This is a genomic window from Atopobium sp. oral taxon 810 str. F0209 (assembly GCF_000466405.1).
In the GTDB taxonomy this organism is placed as follows: domain Bacteria; phylum Actinomycetota; class Coriobacteriia; order Coriobacteriales; family Atopobiaceae; genus Olegusella.
On sequence record NZ_KE952951.1, the window covers coordinates 16,485 to 41,123 of the forward strand.

Annotated in this window: 21 protein-coding genes; 2 read left to right on the plus strand and 19 right to left on the minus strand. The window is 47.4% G+C overall.

Annotation, left to right across the window (positions count from 1 at the left end):
• Window positions 1-60: 60 nt before the first annotated feature.
• From argF to HMPREF9069_RS05840, 12 genes are all read right to left on the minus strand, one after another.
• Entirely contained in the window at window positions 61-1,077 is a 1,017-nt protein-coding gene (gene argF / locus HMPREF9069_RS05785) for an ornithine carbamoyltransferase (RefSeq protein ID WP_021626245.1), read from the minus strand.
• A gap of 331 nt (window positions 1,078-1,408) precedes the next feature.
• Window positions 1,409-2,569 (minus strand): helix-turn-helix domain-containing protein, encoded by a 1,161-nt coding sequence (locus HMPREF9069_RS05790; RefSeq protein ID WP_021626247.1) that lies wholly within the window; start codon window positions 2,567-2,569, stop codon window positions 1,409-1,411.
• A gap of 78 nt (window positions 2,570-2,647) precedes the next feature.
• Complete coding sequence (gene rpiB, locus HMPREF9069_RS05795) at window positions 2,648-3,106, minus strand: ribose 5-phosphate isomerase B (protein WP_035438638.1); 459 nt, start codon at window positions 3,104-3,106, stop codon at window positions 2,648-2,650.
• A 69-nt stretch (window positions 3,107-3,175) separates the two neighbouring features.
• Window positions 3,176-4,432, minus strand: coding sequence for a serine hydroxymethyltransferase (gene glyA / locus HMPREF9069_RS05800; protein WP_021626249.1), 1,257 nt, complete (start codon window positions 4,430-4,432; stop codon window positions 3,176-3,178).
• A gap of 46 nt (window positions 4,433-4,478) precedes the next feature.
• On the minus strand, window positions 4,479-5,129 hold the full coding sequence (locus HMPREF9069_RS05805; protein ID WP_021626250.1) for an L-threonylcarbamoyladenylate synthase: 651 nt from the start codon (window positions 5,127-5,129) through the stop codon (window positions 4,479-4,481).
• Between the two features lie 40 nt (window positions 5,130-5,169).
• Entirely contained in the window at window positions 5,170-6,051 is an 882-nt protein-coding gene (gene prmC, locus HMPREF9069_RS05810) for a peptide chain release factor N(5)-glutamine methyltransferase (protein ID WP_021626251.1), read from the minus strand.
• Entirely contained in the window at window positions 6,048-6,995 is a 948-nt protein-coding gene (locus HMPREF9069_RS05815) for an alpha/beta fold hydrolase (protein WP_035438647.1), read from the minus strand. Before HMPREF9069_RS05815 ends, prmC begins: the two co-directional genes overlap by 4 nt.
• Before the next feature lie 102 nt (window positions 6,996-7,097).
• The gene (gene prfA, locus HMPREF9069_RS05820; protein ID WP_021626253.1) at window positions 7,098-8,165 is read right to left on the minus strand and encodes a peptide chain release factor 1; all 1,068 of its coding nucleotides are present in this window, start codon (window positions 8,163-8,165) and stop codon (window positions 7,098-7,100) included.
• A gap of 151 nt (window positions 8,166-8,316) precedes the next feature.
• Window positions 8,317-8,856 (minus strand): hypothetical protein, encoded by a 540-nt coding sequence (locus tag HMPREF9069_RS05825; protein WP_021626255.1) that lies wholly within the window; start codon window positions 8,854-8,856, stop codon window positions 8,317-8,319.
• A gap of 2 nt (window positions 8,857-8,858) precedes the next feature.
• Window positions 8,859-9,398, minus strand: a complete 540-nt coding sequence (locus tag HMPREF9069_RS05830) for a hypothetical protein (RefSeq protein WP_035438648.1) — start codon at window positions 9,396-9,398, stop codon at window positions 8,859-8,861.
• A gap of 17 nt (window positions 9,399-9,415) precedes the next feature.
• Complete coding sequence (locus tag HMPREF9069_RS08895; protein WP_051317805.1) at window positions 9,416-12,604, minus strand: MucBP domain-containing protein; 3,189 nt, start codon at window positions 12,602-12,604, stop codon at window positions 9,416-9,418.
• 246 nt (window positions 12,605-12,850) lie between these two features.
• A complete protein-coding gene (locus HMPREF9069_RS05840; RefSeq protein ID WP_021626258.1) occupies window positions 12,851-14,554 on the minus strand; it encodes a M3 family oligoendopeptidase in 1,704 nt (567 codons plus the stop codon).
• Between the two features lie 837 nt (window positions 14,555-15,391).
• On the opposite strand from HMPREF9069_RS05840, the gene HMPREF9069_RS05850 reads away from it, so the two are divergent.
• Window positions 15,392-16,801, plus strand: coding sequence for a hypothetical protein (locus tag HMPREF9069_RS05850; RefSeq protein WP_156894175.1), 1,410 nt, complete (start codon window positions 15,392-15,394; stop codon window positions 16,799-16,801).
• A gap of 46 nt (window positions 16,802-16,847) precedes the next feature.
• Here the strand turns inward: HMPREF9069_RS05850 and HMPREF9069_RS05855 are convergent, their stop codons facing one another.
• The 7 genes from HMPREF9069_RS05855 to HMPREF9069_RS05885 all read right to left on the minus strand — a co-directional run bounded on the left by HMPREF9069_RS05855 (window position 16,848) and on the right by HMPREF9069_RS05885 (window position 22,123).
• Window positions 16,848-17,303: a hypothetical protein gene (locus tag HMPREF9069_RS05855; protein WP_021626262.1), complete on the minus strand. Its 456-nt coding sequence runs from the start codon at window positions 17,301-17,303 to the stop codon at window positions 16,848-16,850.
• A 6-nt stretch (window positions 17,304-17,309) separates the two neighbouring features.
• A complete protein-coding gene (locus HMPREF9069_RS05860) occupies window positions 17,310-17,573 on the minus strand; it encodes an HPr family phosphocarrier protein (RefSeq protein ID WP_021626263.1) in 264 nt (87 codons plus the stop codon).
• A 14-nt stretch (window positions 17,574-17,587) separates the two neighbouring features.
• Window positions 17,588-18,460, minus strand: a complete 873-nt coding sequence (locus HMPREF9069_RS05865) for a DMT family transporter (protein WP_198009731.1) — start codon at window positions 18,458-18,460, stop codon at window positions 17,588-17,590.
• A gap of 40 nt (window positions 18,461-18,500) precedes the next feature.
• On the minus strand, window positions 18,501-19,943 hold the full coding sequence (locus HMPREF9069_RS05870; protein ID WP_035438654.1) for a glycoside hydrolase family 1 protein: 1,443 nt from the start codon (window positions 19,941-19,943) through the stop codon (window positions 18,501-18,503).
• A 52-nt stretch (window positions 19,944-19,995) separates the two neighbouring features.
• The gene (locus HMPREF9069_RS05875; protein ID WP_021626266.1) at window positions 19,996-20,397 is read right to left on the minus strand and encodes a PTS lactose/cellobiose transporter subunit IIA; all 402 of its coding nucleotides are present in this window, start codon (window positions 20,395-20,397) and stop codon (window positions 19,996-19,998) included.
• A 77-nt stretch (window positions 20,398-20,474) separates the two neighbouring features.
• The gene (locus tag HMPREF9069_RS05880) at window positions 20,475-21,746 is read right to left on the minus strand and encodes a PTS sugar transporter subunit IIC (protein WP_021626267.1); all 1,272 of its coding nucleotides are present in this window, start codon (window positions 21,744-21,746) and stop codon (window positions 20,475-20,477) included.
• Window positions 21,747-21,808: 62 nt separating this feature from the next.
• Window positions 21,809-22,123, minus strand: coding sequence for a PTS sugar transporter subunit IIB (locus HMPREF9069_RS05885; protein ID WP_021626268.1), 315 nt, complete (start codon window positions 22,121-22,123; stop codon window positions 21,809-21,811).
• 240 nt (window positions 22,124-22,363) lie between these two features.
• Between HMPREF9069_RS05885 and HMPREF9069_RS05890 the strand changes: the two genes are divergently transcribed.
• Window positions 22,364-24,313: a BglG family transcription antiterminator gene (locus HMPREF9069_RS05890; RefSeq protein WP_021626269.1), complete on the plus strand. Its 1,950-nt coding sequence runs from the start codon at window positions 22,364-22,366 to the stop codon at window positions 24,311-24,313.
• Window positions 24,314-24,639: the final 326 nt, after the last annotated feature.

Genomic DNA, 24,639 nt, shown 5'->3' on the forward strand with positions numbered 1-24,639 from the left:
AAAATTTGATTTACTGGCACTTCGCCCCTCGAGGTCGGCGAAGTTAAAGACAAGACTTAGCTAGACAGAGGGGATATATAGATTCCCCAGCGTTGCAGCCATAATCGCCTTAATCGTGTGCATGCGATTTTCTGCCTCTTCGAATTGATGTGCATGCCCTGAATAAAAAACATCGTCGGTAACTTCCATAGCAGAGATACCGAACTCCTGTTTGATCTTGTCAGCATATTCGGTCTCAGCATTATGGAAGGCAGGTAAGCAGTGCAGGAAAATCCAATCTGGATTTTTAACATGGGAAACAAGTTCTGCATTCACCTGATAGGGACTCATTTGCCGCACACGCTCTGCAAACTTGGACTCCTCACCCATAGCCGCCCATACGTTGGTATAGATGGCATCAGCATCAACAACTGCTTCGATAGGGTCGTTCGTAACGCGAATGGTGGCTCCACTTTCCTTGGCAAACTGCTGGGCAGTTGCAACAATCTCGGGGTCAGGCTCGAGCTCAGCTGGTGTCGCATTGGTGTAATTCACGCCAAGAATTGCAGACGTAATCATCAAAGAATTCTGAACGTTGTTGCGACCCTGACCACAATAGGTAAGGTTAATACCCTCAAGTTTGCCAAAATGCTCTTTGATGGTCATGAAGTCTGCCAGCATCTGCGTGGGATGCTCACGGTCAGTAAGACCGTTCCACACAACAACACCAGAGTACTCTGCCAACTGCTCAACATGCTCCTGCTTGAAACCACGGAACTCGATACCGTCAAACATCGATCCCAAAACTTTAGCGGTATCCAAAACTGTTTCTTTGTTACCTAGCTGAATATCGTTTTTCCCAAGGTATTCTGGATGAGCGCCCAAATCAATCGAGGCGGTAGTAAAAGCTGCACGGGTACGTGTTGAAGTCTTCTCAAAAAGCAAAGCGATGTTTTTCCCCTCAAGATAATGATGGGGAATACTGCGTTTCTTCAAATCTTTGAGATGCTCCGCAAAGCCAATAAGCCATTCAAGTTCGGCACGGCTGAAATCCCTTGTTGAGAGTAGGTGACGACCTTGAAAAATAGATGTAGACAAAACAAGCCCCTTTCGACTTGGCTAGAGCCCGTCTCTTTCCCGACGGACATCACCCAAGACAAAAGGCGACCCCTCCTGGCAGACCGAGAACATCTCCCGCCATTGCTGACAGACCGTCCCGAAAACCAGCATGTGCTCACGCACATGTGACACAAGCAATTCCAGATTGCTTGTAGCAGAGTCTAAGTGCAAGCCTAGGAGCTCAGCAATGGAGGAACTACATATAAAGCCATCAAGGTCTTGTTGCTTCTTACAAATATGCTGGTAATTGCTGCGATTTTGATAGCAGAATTCATTTGAAGGGCGAGGTTAAAGACCGCTTAACACTATCTTAGCTACCGCTCACAGAGAGGGGCAGTAAAGCTATCGAAAGCACGGTCGCCAAGAACCTATCCGACTCGTCTTCCATATTCAGCAAAGCTTTTAGCTTTTTGAGTCGATAACGAATAGTGTTGGGATGCTGCCGCAAAGCATATGCGGTTTGAGAAATACTTCCTTGATAAGAAAGGAAAATCCTGAGTGTTTTTATCAGCTCTCCATCGGCATCCCCAGCTTCAATTCGGCGAAGCCACGTCTTTGCTTCGCGCTGATACAGAGAATCCGAATTTGCAATCAAAGCAAACTTGTCTGCACCAATTTCACTCCAAAATGCAAGAGGTTGGCGCTTGATTTCAGCATAGTTTGCTGCAAAAATCGCCGTTTTCAACACTAAGCAAAAATCTGATGCATCGAAGGCTGTTCCCACTCCACAAGGACTCATAAATAGAGCATGCAACTGTTTTGCAAGTTCTTTTGCCTCATATTCCAGCTTTGCGTTAATGCCATCACGATTTGGCGCACAAATGAGCACGAGCGCATAACCATCGAACCGCTGAGCAATATATTTACATTTTTCTACATCAGTCCGACTCATTGCAATGCGATTGCGGATGTCGCTCAACATAATTCTCGCTTGAGAAAAGTCTTCTGGCAGCGACAATGCAAGACATATAAGCTGTCCCCCTACCACTCCGCTTATTGATGTCAGCGCAGCGCTAACTTCTTTGGAGCTCCGTGGACCAATCAATGCACGCAAAGTGTCTTCGCGTGCTTCCTCTTGTTGATCCTCATGTATGAGTTTCAGCGCATCAAACACAACTGCTTCGTGATAGCGACCTTCATAAAGATAAACAGGTACGCCGCTTTCGCTGCTTTTCTTTTTTACTGCCTCCCCAATATGGGGTCTATATACCGTCTTTACGCCAATCCCCGCTACACCACGATCAATCATTGCAAGCAGGGCACGGTCAGATTCAAGCTCATCGCCGTTTGTAAAACCAAGGTTCGTAAGGATAAACTCCCCCGGCATATACGCGCTATATCCATTAAATTCTGGCCCTATATCAAGAATACCAACATTAATGACCGTACGGGATTCTGCTTTTTCACAAGGAGCAACAAGGCGCGCATTGTAAATTGATGGAAGAGAAATAATATCCGCAACGGTAGCCATGTCACATCCTTCCACTACTAGGCAGAATAAAGGGCTAGCCAATAACTTGATGCCAAAAAAGCGACGCAAAATCTGCAACTACTCTACACCGGGGAAGGCGGGATCATCTTCGCGCATAATTTTGGCCACGCGCTCTGCATGACGACCGCCAGCGTGCTCTGTAGTCAAGAATGTCTCGACAATGGCACAATTGTCCATCAGGCTCACAAAGCGGCCAGACAGGCAAATGATATTTGCATCATTGTGCTCACGAGCAAGGCGCGCAAAGGTTGTATCCTGCACGGGCACAGCACGAATACCCGCAACCTTATCAGCAGCAATTGCCATACCCAAACCAGTGCCGCAAATCAAAACACCGTACTCCGCCTCACCAGAGGTGACCTTACGGGCAACCTTATCAGCATAGTCAGGATAATCTACCCTACCGTCACTATCAGGCCCTAGATCCAGCACTTCATGGCCCATACTCTGAATGAACTCAATGACGGGTTTTTTCTGCAGAAAACCTGCATGATCAGAAGCAATTGCAACACGCATGAACATATCCTCTCTTATATTTGCATCATTGGCTATGCATCATAACTACGACGCAAGACCACAATTGATCTAACCCAATTCGGGATACAGCGGATGAGCGGCAAGCAAAGCGTGAACTTCAGCAGCTATATTAGTCGCTAATTTTTCGTCTTCAAGAGCACTCAACACTTCGCCAATCATCTCTCCCACACGATGACATTCTTGCTCAGTGAAGCCACGCGTTGTAATGGCAGGCGACCCGACACGCAGGCCAGATGTCTTGAAGGGGCTACGCTTCTCACCTGGAATAGTGTTCTTATTTGCCGTAATGCCCACCTTATCAAGCGCAAGCTCGGCATCACGACCAGTAACTTCACCTAAGGGAGTTAAATCTACCAACTGCAAATGATTATCAGAACCACCCGATACAAGCGCAAGCCCGCGGTCAACCATGCCTTGTCCTAAGGCCTGACAGTTAAGAAGCACCTGATCGATGTAGGTTGTGAACTCAGGCTTGAGTGCCTCGCCCAAAGCAACTGCCTTACCCGCAATAACATGCATCAACGGCCCACCCTGTGTACCAGGAAACACCGCCGAGTTTATCTTTTTGTAAAGCTCTTCATCGTTGGTGAGAATCATGCCCCCGCGCGTACCGCGCAGAGTCTTGTGCGTCGTTGTAGTAACTACGTCGGCATAGGGGAAGGGACTGGGATGACGACCCGCAGCTACAAGACCTGCGATATGTGCCATATCCACCATCAGATATGCCCCGACCGAATGCGCAATTTCAGCAAAGCGTTCAAAGTCAATAATGCGTGGATATGCTGAAGCGCCCGCAATAATTAGCTTTGGTTTGCATTCCTTGGCAAGGTCTTCTACCTGGTCATAATCAATACGTCCATCAATGAAATCTACCCCATAAGGCACATCACAATAGAGTTTGCCCGAAAAATTTGCAGGCGAGCCATGCGTCAGGTGACCACCTTCAGAAAGATTCATACCCATAAAGGTATCGCCTGGCTGCATAAGCGCAGCTTCGGCTGCGTAGTTTGCCTGAGCGCCCGAATGTGGCTGTACATTTGCAAATTTGCAGCCAAAGAGCTGACATGCACGCTCACGCGCCAGTTCCTCTACCTTATCAACGGCCCAGCAGCCACCATAAAAGCGATGTCCAGGGTAGCCCTCTGCGTACTTGTTGGTAAGAACAGAGCCCACGGCTTCCATTACCGGCAGTGAAACGAGATTTTCAGAAGCAATCAGCTCAATAGAATCACGCTGCCGCCCAAGCTCTTCCGTGATAATGTCTGCGACTTCAGGGTCTGCCTGACTCAAATATCTAAAGTTCATATGCAGTTCCTCTCCCCCACCTATCCCACATGCAACCTTTTTGCAATTAAGCAGAGCTCACACCCAAAGCGACCCGCATAATATCTGTCGCAGGAATGGCTCCTTCGCGCAAAATAACTGGCTCTGTCCCCATACAAGCAACAATTGTAGACGCGATGGCTAGTGGAGCAGGACCTGAGTCAAGTGTCAAATCCGCTAATGTAACAATGCGCCCCTCGACTGATGTACCAGAGATAGCCGCATCTGCTCCGTGGGTGTTAGCTGAAGTAACCGCTAGCGGTCCAACTCGACGTGCGAGTTCACGTACCAACATAGAATCGGGAACGCGCAGGGCAATGGTGCCACTATCCATACGCTGGTATTCGCTTGGTACCTGCACAGACGCATTAACAACAAGAGTAAGCGCACCTGGCCAGAACTCTTGCGCCAATGCAGTAGCCCAAGCAGGAATATCAACGCCCAAACGTCCGAGTTCAGATGCATCCGAAACAAGCCATGGCAGAGTCATATCCGCTGGGCGCTTTTTGATTTCAAAAACCCTCGCACGGGCAGGGTTGCCAGGCGTCGCAAGACAGCCAATGCCATATACCGAATCCGTCGGCATCACCAGCACGCCCTCACGTAACAAGACTTCACAGGCGCGTGTCAACACTTCTGCAGACGGACATTGTTGATCTACTTCAATCATTGCGCCCATATTGTTCTCCCTGCAACAGGCAAACTATCAGTATGCTTTTCTATGCACGCACCGCAACCAAAAAACGCGGGCGATGCGTGTAATCCTCGTGCACTTCAATCGACTGCCAAATACCCTGCTCGCAAGCGAGCTGTGCTGCTGCCTCAAGTGTCGTCTCGAATAACTCCACCGCAAAGACGCCTCCAGGAAGCAGCGCGCGCTGAGCAAGCTCCAGCAGACGACGATAGATGTCGAGCCCGTCGGCTCCCCCATCAAGTGCCAGATGTGGCTCAAAACCCGACACCTCATAAGGCAGCTCGTCAACAACGGCGGAAGGAATATAGGGAGGATTCGATACCAGCGCATCAAAGTGCCCTAGTAGTCTCTCGTCAACGCCTGTCGCGAGGTCGCATCCTACGACGTCAACAAGCGCCGTAAGTCCAAGCTTGTCGCGATTATGACGCGCAAGCGCCACGGCATCTGGTGATATGTCAGTAGTAACAACATGTGTCTTTGCCCGCTCACGTGCCAGCGAGCATGCAACGCAGCCAGTGCCACAGCCCACCTCCAGTACCAGCGCAGGATACTGGTTGTGATCAGCTGACAAATGATTAAGCACTTCTTCAACAAGCAGTTCCGTCTCAGGACGCGGAATCAACACACCACTTTTGCAATTGACTACGATATGTCGAAAGGCGGTCTCTCCCGTGACATACTGCAGCGGCTCTCCTTCTACACGGCGCTCAATAGCAGCATGCATCGCAGCAAGCTCCGAGCTGTCAAGTGGTCTATCAAAGTTGGTATAAAGCTCAATGCGAGAAAGCCCCAATACACCAGAAAGCAGCCACTCTGCAGAAAGGCGGGGATGCTCATCTCCCTTGCGCTCTAGATACTCACTTGTCCAATCGAGTATGGCCTTACAGGTCCACTCGTTTTTTGTCATTGCAATCCTCCAGTAGGCACACAGACCCTCTCAAGAAATTTCACGACATCGGCTCGCACATCTTGACGGCAACGTTCATTGTGCAGTTCGTGGCGAGCGTTAGGATAAAGCTTGAATGTTACGTCCAAAAGGCCAGCCTTACGTAAAGCTGCAGCACAGGCGCGTGGACCCTTACCGTTTTCGCCTACGGGATCTTGCTCACCCGACAAGATCAGCACTGGCAGTTCATGTGGAACACGCATCAAAGCCTCGGGGCGTTCTGCTTCCTCAAGAAGCTGAGCAATAACGTAATAGCCCGAAACAGAAAACATCCAGCCGCAATCTGGGTCAGCCGCATAACTAATCGGACGCGCAGGATCTGAACTGAGCCATTCGTAACCTGTATTGGCGCCCGTACCCTCAAAGCTCTTGTTATAACTTCCCGTACCCATACTGTCTACAAAAGCAGAGCGATAGCTCCAGCCATGGAAGCGCGCAATAATTGAGGTAATAAACTTTGGAGCGCTGACATTTGCCATCCATGCTGTGCCCATGATAATGGCACCAGCAAGTCCCTCGCCATGGCGAGCTATATAGCAGCGCACCACAAAAGAACCCATCGAATGTCCCAACATCATATAAGGCAGTTTGGGGAAACGCCCAGAGACAAGCTGCCTGAGCACATGTTGATCTTCAATGAGATAATCCGCACCATGCTTTGGGTCATACACCCCGCGCTGAGCTACATTAGGCGTCGTTCGCCCATGCCCTAGCTGATCGATGCCACAGACGACATAGCCCGCAGATGTCAGCGCTTCAGCAACCTTGTCATAACAGCGGAAATGCTCAACCATGCCATGCACAATTTGCACGATACCCCGCTGTTCACCTGCTGGCAACCACAAATCTCCAATGCAGGTTGTTTTGCCATCAGCTGAACGTAGCTTGATATCTTCGTGGGTCATAACCGCCTCCTGCAGACCTGCCATACACACACCCATTACATAGACCCAAACAAAAAACACCTCTAGCTCCATTCAAGCCAGAGGTGTCAGACAAATGCTAGTTTAGACAGCCTGTGTGAGCTTCTCTGCTCGGTCAGCGGCGGCAAGAGCCTCGATCACCGAAGGTAGCGTATCGCCCAATAGCACGCCATTGTATGTGCCATTAAAACCTATGCGATGATCCGTCACGCGATCCTGAGGTTGGTTGTAGGTACGAATCTTTTCAGATCGATTGCCATGACCAATCTGCGCCAAACGGCTGGCACCCGCCTCTGCCTGCTGCTTTTCAAGCTCCATCTCATAGAGACGTGCACGCAGCATCTGCATACAAGCTTCGCGGTTTTGAATCTGCGAACGCTGATCTTGTGAAGTAACAACGGTATTGGTGGGCAAGTGAGTAATACGTACAGCCGAATAGGTCGTATTGACGCCCTGGCCACCAGGACCCGACGAACAATAGGTATCGATACGAATATCCTCGGGTGCGATCTGAACATCAATCTCATCTGCTTCGGGCAATACAGCAACCGTTGCCGTCGAAGTCTGGATACGACCCTGACTCTCGGTCTTGGGAACACGCTGCACGCGATGGACACCACTCTCGTACTTCATTACGGAGTAGACCTTGTCGCCCATAACCTTAAACTCGATGGTTTTGAAACCACCAGCCGTGCCCTCATTAGAACTCAGTACTTCAATCTTCCACCCTTTAGAAGCAGCAAAACGCTGGTACATAGCAAAAAGGTCACCAGCAAAAATACTTGCCTCATCGCCACCAACGCCCGCACGAATCTCAACGATGGTGTCCTTCTCATCGTTGGGATCGCCTGGAATGAGCATGATTTTGATCTCATCCTCAAGACCGGGAAGTTTTGCTTCATTGTCAGCAATATCTGCTTGAAGCATTTCTTTATCCTCAGCATCCGAGGTCTCGCGCAGCATTTCCTTTGCCGCATTGATGTCATCGAGCGCCGTAAGGTACTCGCGTGCCTTTTCCACCAAGTCAGACTGGTTTGAGTGCTCCTTGGCAAGACGCGCGTATTCTTTAGGATCCGACACAACCTCAGGATCCATGAGTTTCTTTTCCAGCTCAAGATAGGCTGCAATGAGTTTTTCGAGCTTGTCCCGCATGATGGCTCCTCAACGCTTTGCTCACGCAGTCAAGACTGCGTTTATTTCTCAACTCTCAAATAATACCACCGAGGTGGCAAGGCTAAACATTACAGCCCTGCCACCTCGAAACCTATCTATTTCTGAGTTCTCTCAGAACTCTAGAATGTAGCTAATTGAACTTGTCGTGATAAACGATATCAAATAGCCATTGTAGGTTTATCCAAGGCTTTGACTGCGCATCTATGAGAGGCTGTACGCTTTTGTAGATGTCCTTTTTGATGTCTTGTTCGTTGAAATTTTTTATGTCTAGGTCTTTATAGCCCCTATCTGAATCAAAAGCACTTAACAGTTTAAATTTGTTATTAAATTCAAAACCTAAGTTTTTGTTAATAAACCTATATCCTCTAGTGCCATCTAAATTGAATGTCGAAAGATATCCCAACTGTTTTCCGTTTTTATCGTAAGTCAAAATTGCTGGCTTACCATCAAAATCGTAGCCAATTGTCTTGAGATCGTCAGGAGTATAGATGTCTTCGAGATTGTCAATCAGCATCATGAGTACGGGTTCCGTACCCTTCTTATGAGGGGTGTATTGCGCGTAATATACTGAATGCGATTTAAGGTTGAAGGAGATATATCCAAGTACTACCGACAAAAGCAGCAACCATAGCAGCAGTCTCTTTACAACACCTTTTATCTTTTTAAGCATGACTAGTTAAACCTATCGTGATAAACAAGATCAAATAGCCATTGTAGGTTTATCCAAGGCTTTGACTGCGCATCTATGAGAGGCTGTACGCTTTTGTAGATGTCCTTTTTGATGTCTTGTTCGTTGAAACCTTTCATATCTATTTTTTTATAACCTTTGTTTGCATCACGTATGTTCTTCAGTTGAAAACTTTCAGTGAAGTGGAAGATTAGATTCTCATTATCAACCATATACCCTCCATCACTATCTGGCGTCAGAAAACCTAACTGCTTACCCTCTTTATCGTATGTAAGGATTGCAGGTTTACCATCGAAGTCGTAGCCAATGGTCTTGAGATCATCGGGAGTATAGATGTCTCCAAGATTATCGATAAGCATCATGAGTACGGGTTCGGTACCCTTCTTATGAGGGGTGTGTTGTGCGTAATATACTGAGTTCGATTTGAGGTTGTAGTTGATACATCCAGGTATGGCTGAGAGCATCAGTAGCCACACTAATAGCCCGAAACAGCCTTTTACTACGTTCTTTATCTTTTTAAGCATAACCATCTGTCTCGTTTCTATTTCCAGAATCTTTTGAAGAACTTGCCTATCGGTTTGGCTACCTTGTTTTTTACAAATCTGGCAACTGGTTTTATTACTTTCTTTTTGATGAACTTCGCCGTTGGCTTTATTACCTTGCGATAGAGAGGTTTCACAGCAGGTTTTATCACCTTGTTGTAGAGAGGCTTAATAACTTTTCTATGCACAGGTTTTATAAGCTTGTTATGTACAAACTTTGCAGCTGGTTTGATTACCTTTTTCGAAATAGGCTTGATGATTTTGTTGCTTACAAATTTGGCTACAGGTTTTACTACTTTGTTTTTAATGGGACGGATGATTTTGTTCTTAACAAACTTTGCTGCAGGCTTGACTAGCTTTTGTACAACTGGTCTCAGTACCTTTTTCTCTACGACGGAAAGCGCTGGTTTTATGAGCTTTTGATAAGCTGGTTGAACTAGAGATGTACCTACGGGTTGAAGTATATGTTTGCCAATAGAGGTAGCTGCAGGTCTCAGTACATGAAGATATACCTTCTTACCAAGTGAAGATGCTATCTTGGCTCCGTAAACTACTGCGTTAGAAGCTAGGTTACTCAAAGTCCCCAAAGCTACCCCTACAAGGGTAAGGGGCGTCGTTGCAATCGCAATGATGCCGGGGCCAATCTTTGAAAGGAAATTTTTAATATAGCTAACAGGATTATCCTTGAATTTCTTAGCTTCTTTTTTCAACTTATTTTTCAGTGCAAGCAAGATTAATAGCATGCCGCTCAAAGTCAGTGTTGCACCTAGGATATTGTTCCGTTCTTGCACCTCTATGCTAGCACCACTTTTTGATTGAAGTGCAAGCACCTCTTTGTAGAGACGTTGACGCTCTACCTCAAGGTTTTCTGTGCTGTAATAGCGTTTGATGCATTCATCTAAGGTGAGATTTTTGAAGTCAGGATGATAGTGAAAGATGATTGCATCTATATCTGTTCTGCGATCTTTGGCATTGATGTTGGTGAGGGTATCTCCTGTTAGAGAGTTGAGTTGAAAGAAGTTGTCTTCGGGAGAATGTCCAAAAAGATTGCTGATAGATAGCCCAGCCAACCATTTGAGGATTTCTTTTTTTGGGCCACTGTCTTCTGCGGTGGCAAGGGTGGTGGCAAGATGGGGGAAGTCGGCTAAATAGTGTCCTTTTTGATGTATACGATCCAACAGATCCTTAATGTCACTATAGTTCTCAACTTCAGGTTTCTTCCCAAAATCATTAGTAAGCGATTGCAGAAAATCTTCGGCATACACGGGATAGGCAATCGCATTTGCTATCGCATGATTGATTTTGTTTTTGTCTTTGCCGTACTTTTTCTTTGCTTGGCGAGTAACTTCATCTATGTAGTCTAAAAACTGTTTCTTCTCTTCTGCAGTCATGTTGGTATTGATCAAAAAGGGATCGATTGCAGCTTTGGGAGGGGTTGGTTTTGTAGGAGTGTTTGTAGGACTGCTTTTATGTGGGACCTGCGATGAGGTGGTTTGAGTTGTCTGCCCTGTATGAAATGTATTGTTCTTACTGTCATGCTGAGTGGTATTTTTGCCTGCATTTTTATGTTCATGTGTAGGACGGGCTATCTTCTTATATACAAAGACATGCTCTAGATCACGGGTAATGATTGCTTGGTAGGTGTTAGGGACTATATAGCCCTCTATTGATTCAGGTTTATATGAGAGCTGCTTTCCTTCTAATACGCTGTACTGTCTGTCTTTTGCTAGTTTCTTCCCTGCTTCATCGACAAAGCTAAACTTGACTCTGTATTCTGGTGAATATACAAACGTGATAACGGGATAGTTACTATCACTCTCATCTTTTTTGATATCCACGAGTTGATAGCTGGGAATCAAAAGAGAACTTATTCGGTAGCTTTCATCGGTAAAGCCCCTATAGAACTCTTTTGCCTTTATATCATTTCCTGTGGTATCGACATATTGAACGAGAATATGCTGGCTGATTCTGGCTTGTAACTTAGCTTGCAAGCTACTACCAAAAATGTCGTATCTAACTGCCGTAGGATAGGCATAGGAATCATGCGCTCTTGCGGGTGCTGGAGAATAGAAAATATAGCTAAAGTGAGACAGAAATCCTGCTCCTAGATATCCCCCTCTAGGCAAATCAGCTGATCCATTAAGATTAAGGGCGCCTTTTGTAGTGTCGTAAATGATGCCATTCTTTTTTGTGAGGTGAGACTCTTTAGGGATTATTTCAACAATATTCGCGAGATCAGTTTTGACTCCCTGGGCAGAGTCAATATCGGTTGAAATAAAGCTCACAACTACCAGCTGCTCTTCGGTAGTGGCGTGTTTTACTATTCTGTAGTTCAATCCAAGCCGACTGGCATTGTTGTATAAGACAACAATTGAATTACCACGAGCACCATCGAAAAATTGCTCGCCAATAAATCCTAGACCTTTAATTCGGTGGTCATTGTATCCAGAATGGGCTGCCCAGTCCTCTTTATCAGAACTAATGACTGTCCAGATGAGGTCCAAATCTATGCCAGATTTAGTCTTGCCTACATAGGTGATTCTTCCTGAGTCCCCATTATTGATACTAAAAGTCTTTACCCGGGCGTGTGGTCTCGCACCAGAAAAATTCGAGAAATCATAGTTGCCGAGTTCTTTTCCCTTTATTGACTCAACAGTAGTTTTCTCTGACCAATGCAAGCCTTCTTTGGTAAGGAAATGTGCATCTGTAAGGTTTTCTCCAACTATTGAAATCGTGATATTTCTAAAGTACTCAACACCCTTTTTGCTCGTATCAAGCTCACCTAATACCGTCGCTTCTTTTACCGTAGGTGTTGTATCCTTTTCAGGCTCTTCTTCTTTAGTAGGAACTTTTGCTTCTGATCCCGTATCACCAATTTCTACTGCGGGCTCCTGAGCTGACACGTTTTCTTTGGTATCAACTTTTGCTTTGGTATCTAAATCTTCATTAGTATTATCGTTTGGTGTAGCGGTAGTGACTTCTTTTGTATCACTACCTGCATCATCCTCGCTAGTTTCTTTGTCGTCGGGCTCTTCTTGTATATTTTCTATAGTCTCTTTTGAAGCTGGAGGAATTTCTTCAGCATAGGCAAGAGGTAATCGTAAAAAGAGGGCCAGCAATAGGAACATGGGTGTCAAGGCTAACGCTCGTGTCATATGAGCAACAGAGCTTGAGAGCTTCTTTTCCACGGTATTTTCCCCGAAATAAGCAGCATATGACTTTTTTATAGTAGTCCTTGCAACCGAGTCATATAGGATGCAAAACGCATCTTTTTTAATAGATGGTTCATTCTTCGGACTTTTGAAAAAACTTACCTGCCCATTTATGCTTGCTTACTTCGAAACTTGAACCATTTGCGGTTATTTAGAAGAGCTTTGAGGTGGCAAGGCTAAACATTACAGCCCTGCCACCTCGAAACCTATCTATTTTGTTAGCTATTCGATGCCAGTCAAATCATAAGACTCAAGCCATTTGCTTGCATGCTCGCAAACACTGCGCAAGCATGCTTCATCAAAGGGCGAGACAAGCTCGGCCCCAGCCACAAGATCAGTAAATGCTTTGGTGCCACCTTGACGGGTGTATGCCATGTAATGTTTCCAAGCATTGGCAAAGTCCTCTTGAGAGAGCTCCCAAATCTCAAGCGCCACAGTCTGTGCCAAGCAATAATCGATGTAATACAGCGGCCACTCGTAAATGTGTATCTGGCGCTGCCAACCCATGCCGTCACCATAGAAAGGAATATCGCCATCAACAGATATCCAAGGCATATAGATTGCCAGCAAGCGACGCCAAGTAGCATGGCGCTCGGCAGGAGTCAGCTCGGGCTGCTCGTACATCAGGTGCTGGAAGTGATCGACCATCGTGCCATAAGGAATGAAGGTAAGGGCACCCGCCAAATGTGCATAGCGATATTTACGTGCATCCTTGCCAAAAAATCCCTCAATCCAAGGCCACGCGAGGAACTCCATACTCATAGAGTGAACCTCACAAGCTTCTGAACTAGGCATTGCAAGCGAGCCGGGCACACGCTGAGTATTCATGTAATAACTAAAGGCATGACCCGCCTCATGGGTCATCACGTCAACATCGCCTTGAGTACCGTTGAAATTAGCGAAGATGAACGGGACTTTATGATCAGGAATTTCGGTCATGTAGCCGCCAGCAGCCTTTCCCTTTGTGGAAAGCAAATCCATTAGCTGGCCATTGAGCATGGTCTCAAAGAATTCCTTAGTCTCGGGGCTAAGCTCACTGTAGAAGGTACGTGCAGCCGCCACAATGTCATCGGGCGTGCCTTCGGGCAGAGGATTTCCTGAACGGAAGGTCAGACCCTCATCTGCAAAAGAGAGGGGATACGGGCGGCCAATACGCTTTGCTTGCTCAAGAAAAACTCTATTGGCCACAGGCACCACATAGGTACGAACAGCCTTGCGGAAACGCTCAACATCTTCGCGGTTGTAGCTCAAGCGCTCCATGCGGTCGTAGCCTAAAGGAAGATAGTTGTCGTAGCCAAGTTTTTTGCCCATAGCATCACGGACATGTACCAGTTCGTCGTAAATGCGATCCAGCTCGGATTGGTTGTCTTTGTACCATGAGCCTTCAGCTTTCCATGCAGCAAGGCGGCGCGCGTCGTCTTTATCGTGTTTCATGGGAGTAAGCTGAGAGAGAGTATACGTACCACCCTCAAACTCAATCTGAGCAGAGGCGATAAGCTTTTCGTACTCTTGGACCAAGGCGTTTTCGCGCTTCATCTCATCCATAATTGCAGGAGAGAAACAACGGCGCGCCTGCTCGGCTTTGTCAAAAATAAGCGTGCCATACTTTGCCTCAAACTCAGGACGGAAGGGCGAGGCAAGCAAGGCTGCACTCCAAGCATCATCAGCTTCCTCAATCTCAGGAGATGCATCATTCCAGAACTGCTGCTCTTTATCGTAAAACTCGTCAAGCGTGTTAATAGAGTGGCGAATCTCAACAAGGGTATTTAAGGTCGAAATGTGCGCTGCGAGTCGATCTCTTTCTAGGAAGACTTTCTCTGCTTCCTCAAAGCTACTAGCTTTGGCGAAGCGTTCTGTCAATGCGCTGATATCTGCCTTGACCTTTGCCAAATCGGGACGCTCATAGGGCATATCCTGAAACTTCATGGATGGCTCCTTTGTTTTGCTTGTTATGCGACAGTACTACGCTAGCAAATTTTTACCTTTGAAAGATTAGCGCCGCATCTTCGCGATAAGAAATACCCTTTTACAGCGCAAATCAGTCCGTCATGAAATAACTCCTTTGCGCGTCTTTGCTCCACCAGCGGCCCCCTCAACGCCCACCTCCACAGGCGGTTCAATATGCACCCTTTCACCCGTACTTTCCCTGCAGGCGGTTCACGTTGCACCCTTTTCCCACATCGGGTTCAATAAGCACCCCCATTCTTCAGCCGTTTGGTACGCTTTTGAACCGCCTGCGGAAAAGTGACTACAACGGGTTCATAAAGCACCCTTTTTACCTGCAGGCGGTTCAATAAACGCCCTTTTCCCTGCAGAGGGTTCAAGAGGCGCCCTCGGAAGAAAATTTACCTGCCCTTTCTCGAGCCGTTTGGTACGATTTTGAACCCTCTGCATTAAATGGAAGGCATCGGGTTCAATAAACACCCTCGTGGAAATTTTTATCAGGGCTTTGTGGAAGCAGAGCGACGGTTTTGAACCGTTTGCGGGGACGTGGGACGGTATTGAACCGCCTGTGGAGGGTTGAGGGCGATGCGGCGCTGTTTGTGTGGGTTGCGACGCTCTTTGAACTGCTTACGGAGGGCCTGAAGGAGCTTTCGAACCGGCTACAGGAATTGGGGTGTACTGAAACCACCTGCGGTGGATTGCCCATAAAAGCCATAGCCAAGCAGTTGGGCGCGGTGGCACAGATGCGTAGCAAGCTCCATAATGGGTAGGGGCTTTGGTTACAATAGCAAGCGACACTACGCAATTTTAGGGATAATGATGAGCAAAGACGGACTTCATAACGATACAAGTCTGCCTTCTACTGCAGCAACCACTGAGGAGCACAGCGCTACATCAGATATCCTTGAAAAGACTGAAATTACAGCTACGCGCCTTCAAAATCGCGATTTCCTCAATAAGGGGCCAGAGCAGAGCTCAGAGCCAGCTCCAGATACCTCGCCAAAATCGAAATTAGAGCGTCATCCCTGGCTGCAAGCTCATCTACGTAGCCTAGTAGTACTGGGAATAGCTGCGGTCATTCTTCTGTCGATGATCACAATTTCATCAATTCGTGCAACAGACAAGCCATCGCTCAATCAGGTGAGCAGCGACATTGCCAACCTGTCCGAGGCTCCTGCCTATGACCCTGGCGATTTTGGTCGTGATACGACGCTAACCCTAGATTCTGTGGACTATAGCGAGGTCATCCGCGATGAGGACCACTGCAATGCAACAGGTGCTGTCATTTACGCAGGCGATGGGATTGCTGCACGCGAGAAGGTTAGCCTTCTATATGACCGCCATGGCCACGGCAAGTGGTCTACAGCTGGAAATCTCATCATCCAAGAAGTGAGCTGGTCTGCCAGCAAAGGACCCGATACGGATAAAGTGCTTACACAAGCACGCGTTTTTTTGCAGCGTGCAGATATTGCAGAACGTAAATCTGCCAAGACAGACGAAAAATCTAACCAGACAAACACTTCTTCTACGGAGCAAGACTCTCTTTATTCTCTCTACCGCGATGCTGACTGCACCGTATTCCAAGAAGAATTCGACTCCGAGACCAACAATGCCACAGTTGTGCTGGCTTTTTCCAACAAGGACAGTTTTTCCGAGCGCAAGTGCAAGCTCACAATCAAGTTTCATCTCTCATCACAAACAGGTCAGTGGGACATCAAATCCTGCACGCCAGATGCAGATGCACGAAAGACAAGCTACGCCCCGCTTGTAGGCACATGGACAGGCAGCTATCAATCACAGAAAAATGACGGCCACGGCTGCTATGGTGCAAACTCTTCGCCGCTCAAAATCACTATCGGTAGCACGCAAACCGGCGATGATGGCGTTACTCAGTTAACGGGGACATTTTCGGGCCTTGTACACCATCATGGGGCTGTATCCAAGGATACGGATTCAAGCGAAGGCGACGTACGCATTGAGAACGTCTCGTTTACCAGTACGCTTGAAACAAATACAAGTGGGGCCTTGGTATTAAAGTACACAACACCCAAATCTGCTGAGGGCACCATCGAGCTTATGCTGGTTTTTGGTGGAAGCAAAACTCCCAATGCCGCAACTGCAACACTAACAACCCATTATGAAAACGAGCAAAACTTCTTAGTCATCCCCTACACCGTCAGAGGCGAATTTGCCGATAGCTATTCACTTAGCAAAGACGGTGCAGACTAAATCGTCTGCCACGGCAAGCGAATCTACAATCACACTCAGCAAGAAGTTACTCTTCGTCGTCACTTTCTTCAGTAAGGCGGATTGGGTGCTCATCCAACCAAGCGTTAAAACCTTCTGCAGCAGGCATGCTCTTGAGTTTGCGCTTCACCTGGCGAAGTGCCTGAGAATAACTGTTGGTAAATCCCCCAAAATACAGCGTGGCAGCAAGACATAAAAACGCAGTTGCAACAAATACGGCAACGGGCTGACGCGATGCCATAGCAGCAAGCGCTGCAATTGCTGCCATCACAACAAAAAACTCCGAGCCTTGATTTGCTTTTTTGCGTTCGTCTTTACTAATCATATGCAAAAGATCATTTTTGTAGAGCAGATAAAACAGCTGTTCATCACCAATATGATCTTCTCGAGCAACCCGAGCAAGGTCACGACGCCCAGAGGAATCAAGCGCAGAGTAAGTCCTTGTACTTTTAAAATCGGGAATCTTTTCCAATGCCTTGGCCACGGGTCTCTACCTTCCGATTAGGTATTGCTTAAGTACGCGGGCGCACTCTTCCTCATCTGGACCATCAACCTCAAGCTCGACAAGCTGATTTTGCCATACATCCGCAGCGAGTAATTGGGTGGGGCGCTTTGCATTACAAAATTTTCCACTTACACTGGCATTACGCAAATAAACGTCACTTTGGAACTGCTGTGCAAGAGCGGTAAACTCTGCTGCGGGGCGAGCATGTAAACCCCCCGGAATACCACAGCTAACATGCATCGTAATCATAAACGCCCCTAATCTTATTTAGTCAGTTTCATCAACACGAGTGCCGCCACTTCACAAGCAATACCTGCTACGGTAAAAGCCGTAAGTGCCTGTCCCAAAAATACTGCTCCAAGCACTGCTGCCGCCACAGGCTCATTTGTCGCAATAATTGATGCTTGCGTGACCGGCATCCGCTTAATTGCCGCATTAAACAGCATCAATGCAAGAACGCTATCAAAAAGACCAAAGCCAATATTGACCACTAATGCAACAGGGTTCGCGATATAAATTGCCAAAAAATCCAAACTCGTTTCGGTAATCAATAAGTAGACAAAAGCGCACGCCGTAGCGAGGGCAATATTGTAAAAAACCACTGTTGATGTGGGGTATCGTCTACCAAGAGAAGTCTGAAGCACATTTTGAAGTGAGTAACACAGCGCTGCGGCAAGGCCAATAATAATTCCAACGACTTCAAGCTGTGCTCCCCCGCCCCACATACCAGAAACAAGGGAACACCCTAAAAGTGAAAGTCCCAATGAGACAATCCGACCAAAAGTTAGATACTCTCTTCCTCGCATAACCTCCCACACCGTCACAAGGCTCGGCATCAGATATAACAGCACTGCCGCTGTAGCCATACCTGTAATCGAGATTGCGTAGTTATACAGCAGAACAAACGCAAACGAACCCACCGTACCCAAAAGAAGAAATCGTGGCCAATCTGCACGCTCCACATGAGCGAGGCCACCGTGGCGCATGGCAAGCAAGACACTCATTGCAAGCAAAGCAGTAACAAGACGAACTACCGTCATCTCTGGATTTGTTAAACCAAAACCCTCAAGCGCACTTACAAAAAGACCGCCTGAACCCCAAAGCACAGAAGCAGCAAATACCATAAGGGCTGGCACAGCACCACCCAAGATGGAGGCGCCGTGCCGAGAAGATCTTTTAGTCAAGTTCATGCCCATTTGATACAGTAACCTTGCGATACCAGTCATAGCTATCTTTTTTAATGCGCCTACCCGTACCAGCTCCCGTGTTGTCATAATCAACATAGATGAAGCCGTAGCGTTTCTCAATTTCTGAGCTTGAACAACTCACAATATCAAGAGGTCCCCAAGGATAGTAACCACGCAAATCAACACCATCTTTTACTGCCTCAATCATCTGCTTGATGTGAGCACGCAGATAGTCAACACGATAGGGGTCATGAATAGAGCCGTCTTCTTCCACCTTATCATAGGCACCAATACCGTTTTCGGTGATATAAAGTGGCAGTTGGTAGCGATCCCAATACTCATTAAGGGCAATACGCAGGCCAATGGGATCTATTGCCCAACCCCAAGCGCTTTCAGGAAGCTCAGGATTGGGAACCTGCCCAAGATCGGTATGCAGATAGGGCTCCTCACCAGAGAGACGTGTGTAGTAGTAGGACAGCGACACAAAGTCGACGGTACCTTCGGCTAATGCCTGCTTGTCACCTTCGGCAAAGTCGATGTTCACACCACGCTCATCAAACCAACGAAGGGCATAACCAGGATAGCTACCACGCACCATCACATCACCTACGAAATATTCCATTTGGTTGTGGCGCATGTTCCAGAATTGGTCTTCAGGACGAATGGAGCAGGGATAGGTAAGATTCGAGCAGAACATCATACCGATTTGGTTTTCGGGGTAGTTATCGTGGCTGTACTTGGTAGCCATAGCGCAGGCAACCATCTCGTTGTGAAGCCCTTGATATTTAGCTTCAAGCAGATTGCCAAAGCGGTCAGACAGGATACCTAGATGGTTGTAACTCTCATGAATCACAAGGTTAATCTGGTTGACCACAATCCATTTGTGGACGCGATCACCAAAGTGGTCAAACAACACCTTGCAATAGCGCACAAAGCAATCTATAGTCTCTCGCCCATACCAACCGTTGTATTTGAGCGATAAATTGAGGGGCATCTCGTAGTGGCTGATGGTAATCATGGGATCCATACCATCAGCGATGACCTCATCAATTAGCTTGTCATAAAAAGCAAGACCTTCTGCGTTGGGTTCTGCATCATCTCCATTAGGGAAGATACGCGCCCAGTTAATAGAGGTACGGAAGGCATTCATACCAGTACCTGCAAGAAGTTTGAGATCTTCTGGATAGGTATGGTAAAAATCGATACCACGGCGTTTGGGATACATCGCATCGTCTTCTGCCATTGCACGCTCAACATAGGCGGAGTCAATTTCCATGTTGTAGCGCTGCTCGGGAGGCAGGTCATACTGAGCGCGATTTACATCTGCCAAACACCAGCCTTTACCGCCCTCTTGCCAAGCACCTTCCATCTGATTTGCAGCAAAGGCGCCACCCCACAAAAAGTCATCAGGCAACCAATTTTGCTTTGCCATGGTCATGTTATGGTCTCCTTTCCGCCTAACCCTAGGCGGCAATTCATCAATCCTAATTTGCGAGCTTGTCTTCTAATGCCTGCAAGCGAGTTGCGTAAGCCTCTGCCTGTTTGAGCATGCTCTTGGTGAGATTGATTTCAACCTGAATAGTCATCAACGTATCCTGAGCATGAGCAAAAAGAACATGATAGCCAAGCTTCTCATCTCCGCCGCGAATATCACCTTGAATCATCGCAGTCTGGATATTGTGTCCTTCAACTTGGGTTTTGTCTGCACGCTTCAATAAATCTCGTGCATCATCAAAGCGGCTCTCAGCAATTGCGTCACGAGCCTGTGCTGCAAGAGTACGTGCGTCACCCGAAGCCATGATGATGCCCATAGCCTGCTCAACGATGTACTCCGTCTTTTCTGCCTCGGACATCCCCAGCATCGGGTTTTCTTCTTCCTCCAGCATGGAGTTCGCCTTTCTAGAAGGGCCGCCCCGCTTTTGGAGCGACCCTGCGTGAATCGGTCGTACAAAAAACTTTACATCTATGCCTTTGCAGCTTCGAGCTCAGCTTGCTCCTTCTTGTTTTCCTGATCCTCATACGCCTTGAAGAAGGGATACCAGATAAGACCAGATACGAGGAAGGTCACGATAGCAAAGATAACGCCCGTAATAGATCCTTGCGTCGAGATGAAGGTCGAGATGGGATATGGGCAATACCACAGTTCAAACTGAATGCGAGGAATCGGTGCGAAGGGAATAACCTTGGTAAAGAGAATTGTCAGAATAGGAAGAATAATACCCTGCAGCCACATGGGAAGCATCAGCAGAGGATTCCAAGCAATCGCACCAAAGACAACAGGCTCGTTGATATTGAAGATACCGGGAACAAGGCATGCACGCCCGAGAGCCTTAATTCCGCTGTTCTTGGACAGACACATCAAAACAACCAAAGAAAGCGTAGCACCAACGCCGCCAATCCAAAGATAGGTTGTGTAGATAAAGGTCTCAGTAAAGATATGCAAAGTAGAAACCGTAGCGGTACCAGCAGCAACCATAGCGAGGTTATCAGCAATGAGCGCAAGCTTCACAGGCTCAGTAACAGGGGTAAGTACCCAAGTCGAAATGCCCATAGAGTAAATCACGCAGTACAAGAACAACGTCACAACCATGCCACCAGGCGTATCGAGAATATTCTGCAGTGGCATAAAGACAGTAACGATGATGTTGTAGATATCAAAACCAGCTACATCCACAAGCAACCAGAAAGCAGAAATGGTCAGCATAATGGGAAGCAGTGCATCAAACCACTGACGCACAAAATCGGGGATTGCAGAATCTTCCTTAAAGAAGGAGAACTTATTGAAAGCACCAAAAATAAGACCTACTGCAATACCAGCAATAATGGCAGCAAACATGCCACCTGCACCGTAAGCGCTGTGTCCCTGACCAAAGGTGCCAGCTGCATTGTCAGCAACAATCTCAGGCTCAACCATAATCATAAAGACCATCAAGCCCGTGATACCTGCAATAATGCGCTGCTTACGATAACGTTTCTTTTCGCAATAGTTAAAGGGTACAAGGAAGGCAACCATCAGCGAAAGTTTGCTCATGGTCCATCCAAAAGGCGTCCAAAAACTCGGTAGCCAAGGAATATAGTCATTCAGAATTGCCAAGCAGCAGAACAGCGAACCCGCCAGAATGAACGGTAGAATCTGCATCAAGGAATCCTTGATTACCACGACCCACTGGAGGTTGGCGACCTTCTGCAGGCGCGGCGCGAAGGAGTTCTCGAGCCAGCCAATCAACTTCTCCATGTCTTCTCCTCTAGTTCAAACTTGCATTACAGCCTGCTTACCAAGCAGGCGAATTGCCTTTGCTACTCACCAAAAATCTCATGAATATGAGCCAGTGCTTTCTCACCATCAAGATGGGAGTAATACTCAGGTTTCATCACAACGACATGAATGGGATAGCCTTCGCACACTTCTTCGAGGCCTTCCTTGGTTGATGCAAGATGGGGCCCAATCATGAGGCAATCGATTTCTTCGACATAGTCCTCAACAGCAGACTCGCTCACTGCCTTAACGGAGATTTCTTCACCCGCCTTTTTTGCTGCCTTACGAATGTTTGCAGCCATAAAGCCTGAGGAAGCACCAGAGCCGCATACCAGAAGAACGTTGTGCTTTGCCATTTCATGTTCCCTTCGCCCGTGCGTCAAATAATCAGCCGCAGTCTTTTGGTATGGCTCACTATCCTCCTGTCTCTTTCATGGCTCCACCATATTCCCTGCCGCCTAAGCGGCAATAGAAAAGCTTCCGCTTAGGCGGAAAGTTAGCAGGCAAAGTGCTAATTGGCGGAAAATTTTCCGCCAGCCACCCTATACTTCATGCATTAACAAAAAGCTGAAGAAAGCTGGCTAACGGGAGCTCCTATGAAGGAAGACCGTATTGGACGACTGTTAGATATGTTGCGTGATGCGGACTCATGGGTCCCCGCATCTGCTATTTCACGGCGCTTGGGTACCAGCGAGCGCACAGTACGTACCTATGTTAAAGATATCAACCGCCAAGGGTTTGCAAGTATCGACTCATCTCGTCTGGGCTATCGCCTTGCGGAACGTAAGAAGCTTCCTGATACTGTTCATTCAGATTCTGCAAGCACGGATACAAAGCTTCCCACTCCAGGACAACGAGTTGCCTATATATTAGCTCGTCTTGTAAATGCGCCCGACCCTGTCTCTATCTTTGACCTGGCTGATGAAATGGGTGTTAGTGAGAGCACCGTACAAAACACCGTAATGCCCAAACTCAGAAGACTTCTTGCCCGCTTTGATCTTGAACTTGATGTTCATGACTTTTCCTTAGAGCTGACTGGCAACGAAGTCGATCTCCGCCATCTTATCGGTCATGCTGCCATGCAGGGCGGCAATGGTTACTTCAGCTCGCCAGAGATTCTCGAGGCAATGTTTCCCAATTACGACGTACAGTCCATGCTCGAACAACTAACGAGCATTTGCCAACAGTCGGGGCTCTTTCTCAACAACTACGCCCTCAGCAACCTGCTCATGCACTTAGCTGTCATCATGATTCGTCTACAGTCACCTAATACCTTGACAGCAACTCTAACTTCCACAATGCACACTGCTCAAATAGTGGAAAATCTTACACATGCAGATGCTATTCGACGTTGTGCAGATGAGATTCAAGCATATGCATCCCAGGCATTTGGCGTTCATATTGGTAAAGAAGATTATCGCCAAATTATTGTCTTGCTTGCCCTCTCTACCGAAACATATTCCTACGATGAGTTGTCGCGTGACCGCCTAGTACGTCTCGTTGGTGCTGGCTTTTTTGAAAAGTATATTGGCATGGTGCAATCCTTGCGCGACCAATATGACCTCGTTGAGTTTGATGAAACGTTCTTATTGCAATTTGCCCTGCACGTACATAACGCATATCAGCGCACGATCTACGGCGCGTCATGCCCCAATCCGATTGCAAACCAACTCAAGCAGGACTATGCAGCGGTTTACGATATGGGTGTCTATTTTGCGCATCTCGTCCGGCTTGAACTGGGGATTAGCTTTTCTGATGACGAAATTGGTTTTCTTGCCTTCCACCTAGGTGCATATATTGAACAGCACAAGAAAAATGAGGAAACCGCATCCTGTATTGTTATTTTTGAGCGCTATCACGACTACGCAAGCAATTTTTTGCAGACACTCGAAGAAAAAACGCATGGTGAACTCAGTGTTATTGGCGTACTCAACGCTCAGGAGTATCTTGCAGCCCAACCCAGTTGTGACCTTGTCATCACGACCATCGGATTCCCACGCCAACACCCTCATACAGTGCTTGTAAGTCCGCTGCTCTCTGCGCGTAATGTTCGAAAAATTCGCGATGAACTCGATGAAATTGCACATGAGCGCCGGGCAAATGAGGCACGGACGCACCTACAAGAGGTCATGAGTCCTGAGCTCTACCTACGCAATCTTCATGTTTCCAGCGCTACCGACTGTATTCAACGCTTAGGAGACCACTGCATAGCAGAGGGCGTGGCTACACCTGAACTCATTGATGACATTCTGACGCGCGAGCATCTCTCAAATACAGCATTTACCGATCTGCTTGCCGTGCCCCACCCAATTACAGTATCCGCGCAGCGCTCGTTTGCCTGCATGCTTCACAATGATGAGCCAATCCCTTGGAATGGCTCTCGTAAGGTCAATTTTGTTGTAATGATAGGCATGACAAAAGGAGACACACCCTTCTTCCAAGATATACTTGACCTCGTTATTGATTTGTTTCTCTCGCCAGAAAAAAGCCAGGCAGCTCTACGCACCGACAGCTACGAGGAATTTGTGCGCATATTAACAACCTGACTGCAAATGGTCGGATATGGGCAAAAGGTGCCTGGGGCACTTCTGTCTGGGGTACTTCTTCCCTATATTCCTATACAAGTAACGCAATCGGGCGCTTGTTCGCCTATACGCTCCGTGCGCCGCCCTAAACACAAGCTCTGGAGGTTGCCAGCCACCAAGTTTCGTTTCACATCCGATGCCAGCCGCCACACATCTTTTCACACGAGCATTCAAAAGCCACGTTCTGCTTCACTCTGGGTACCAAACGCCACAAACTATTTCAGCAATAGCGTCCTTGTTTGCCAAAAGCCACGTTCTGAGTCACGTCCGTAAAATGGTGTAAAAGA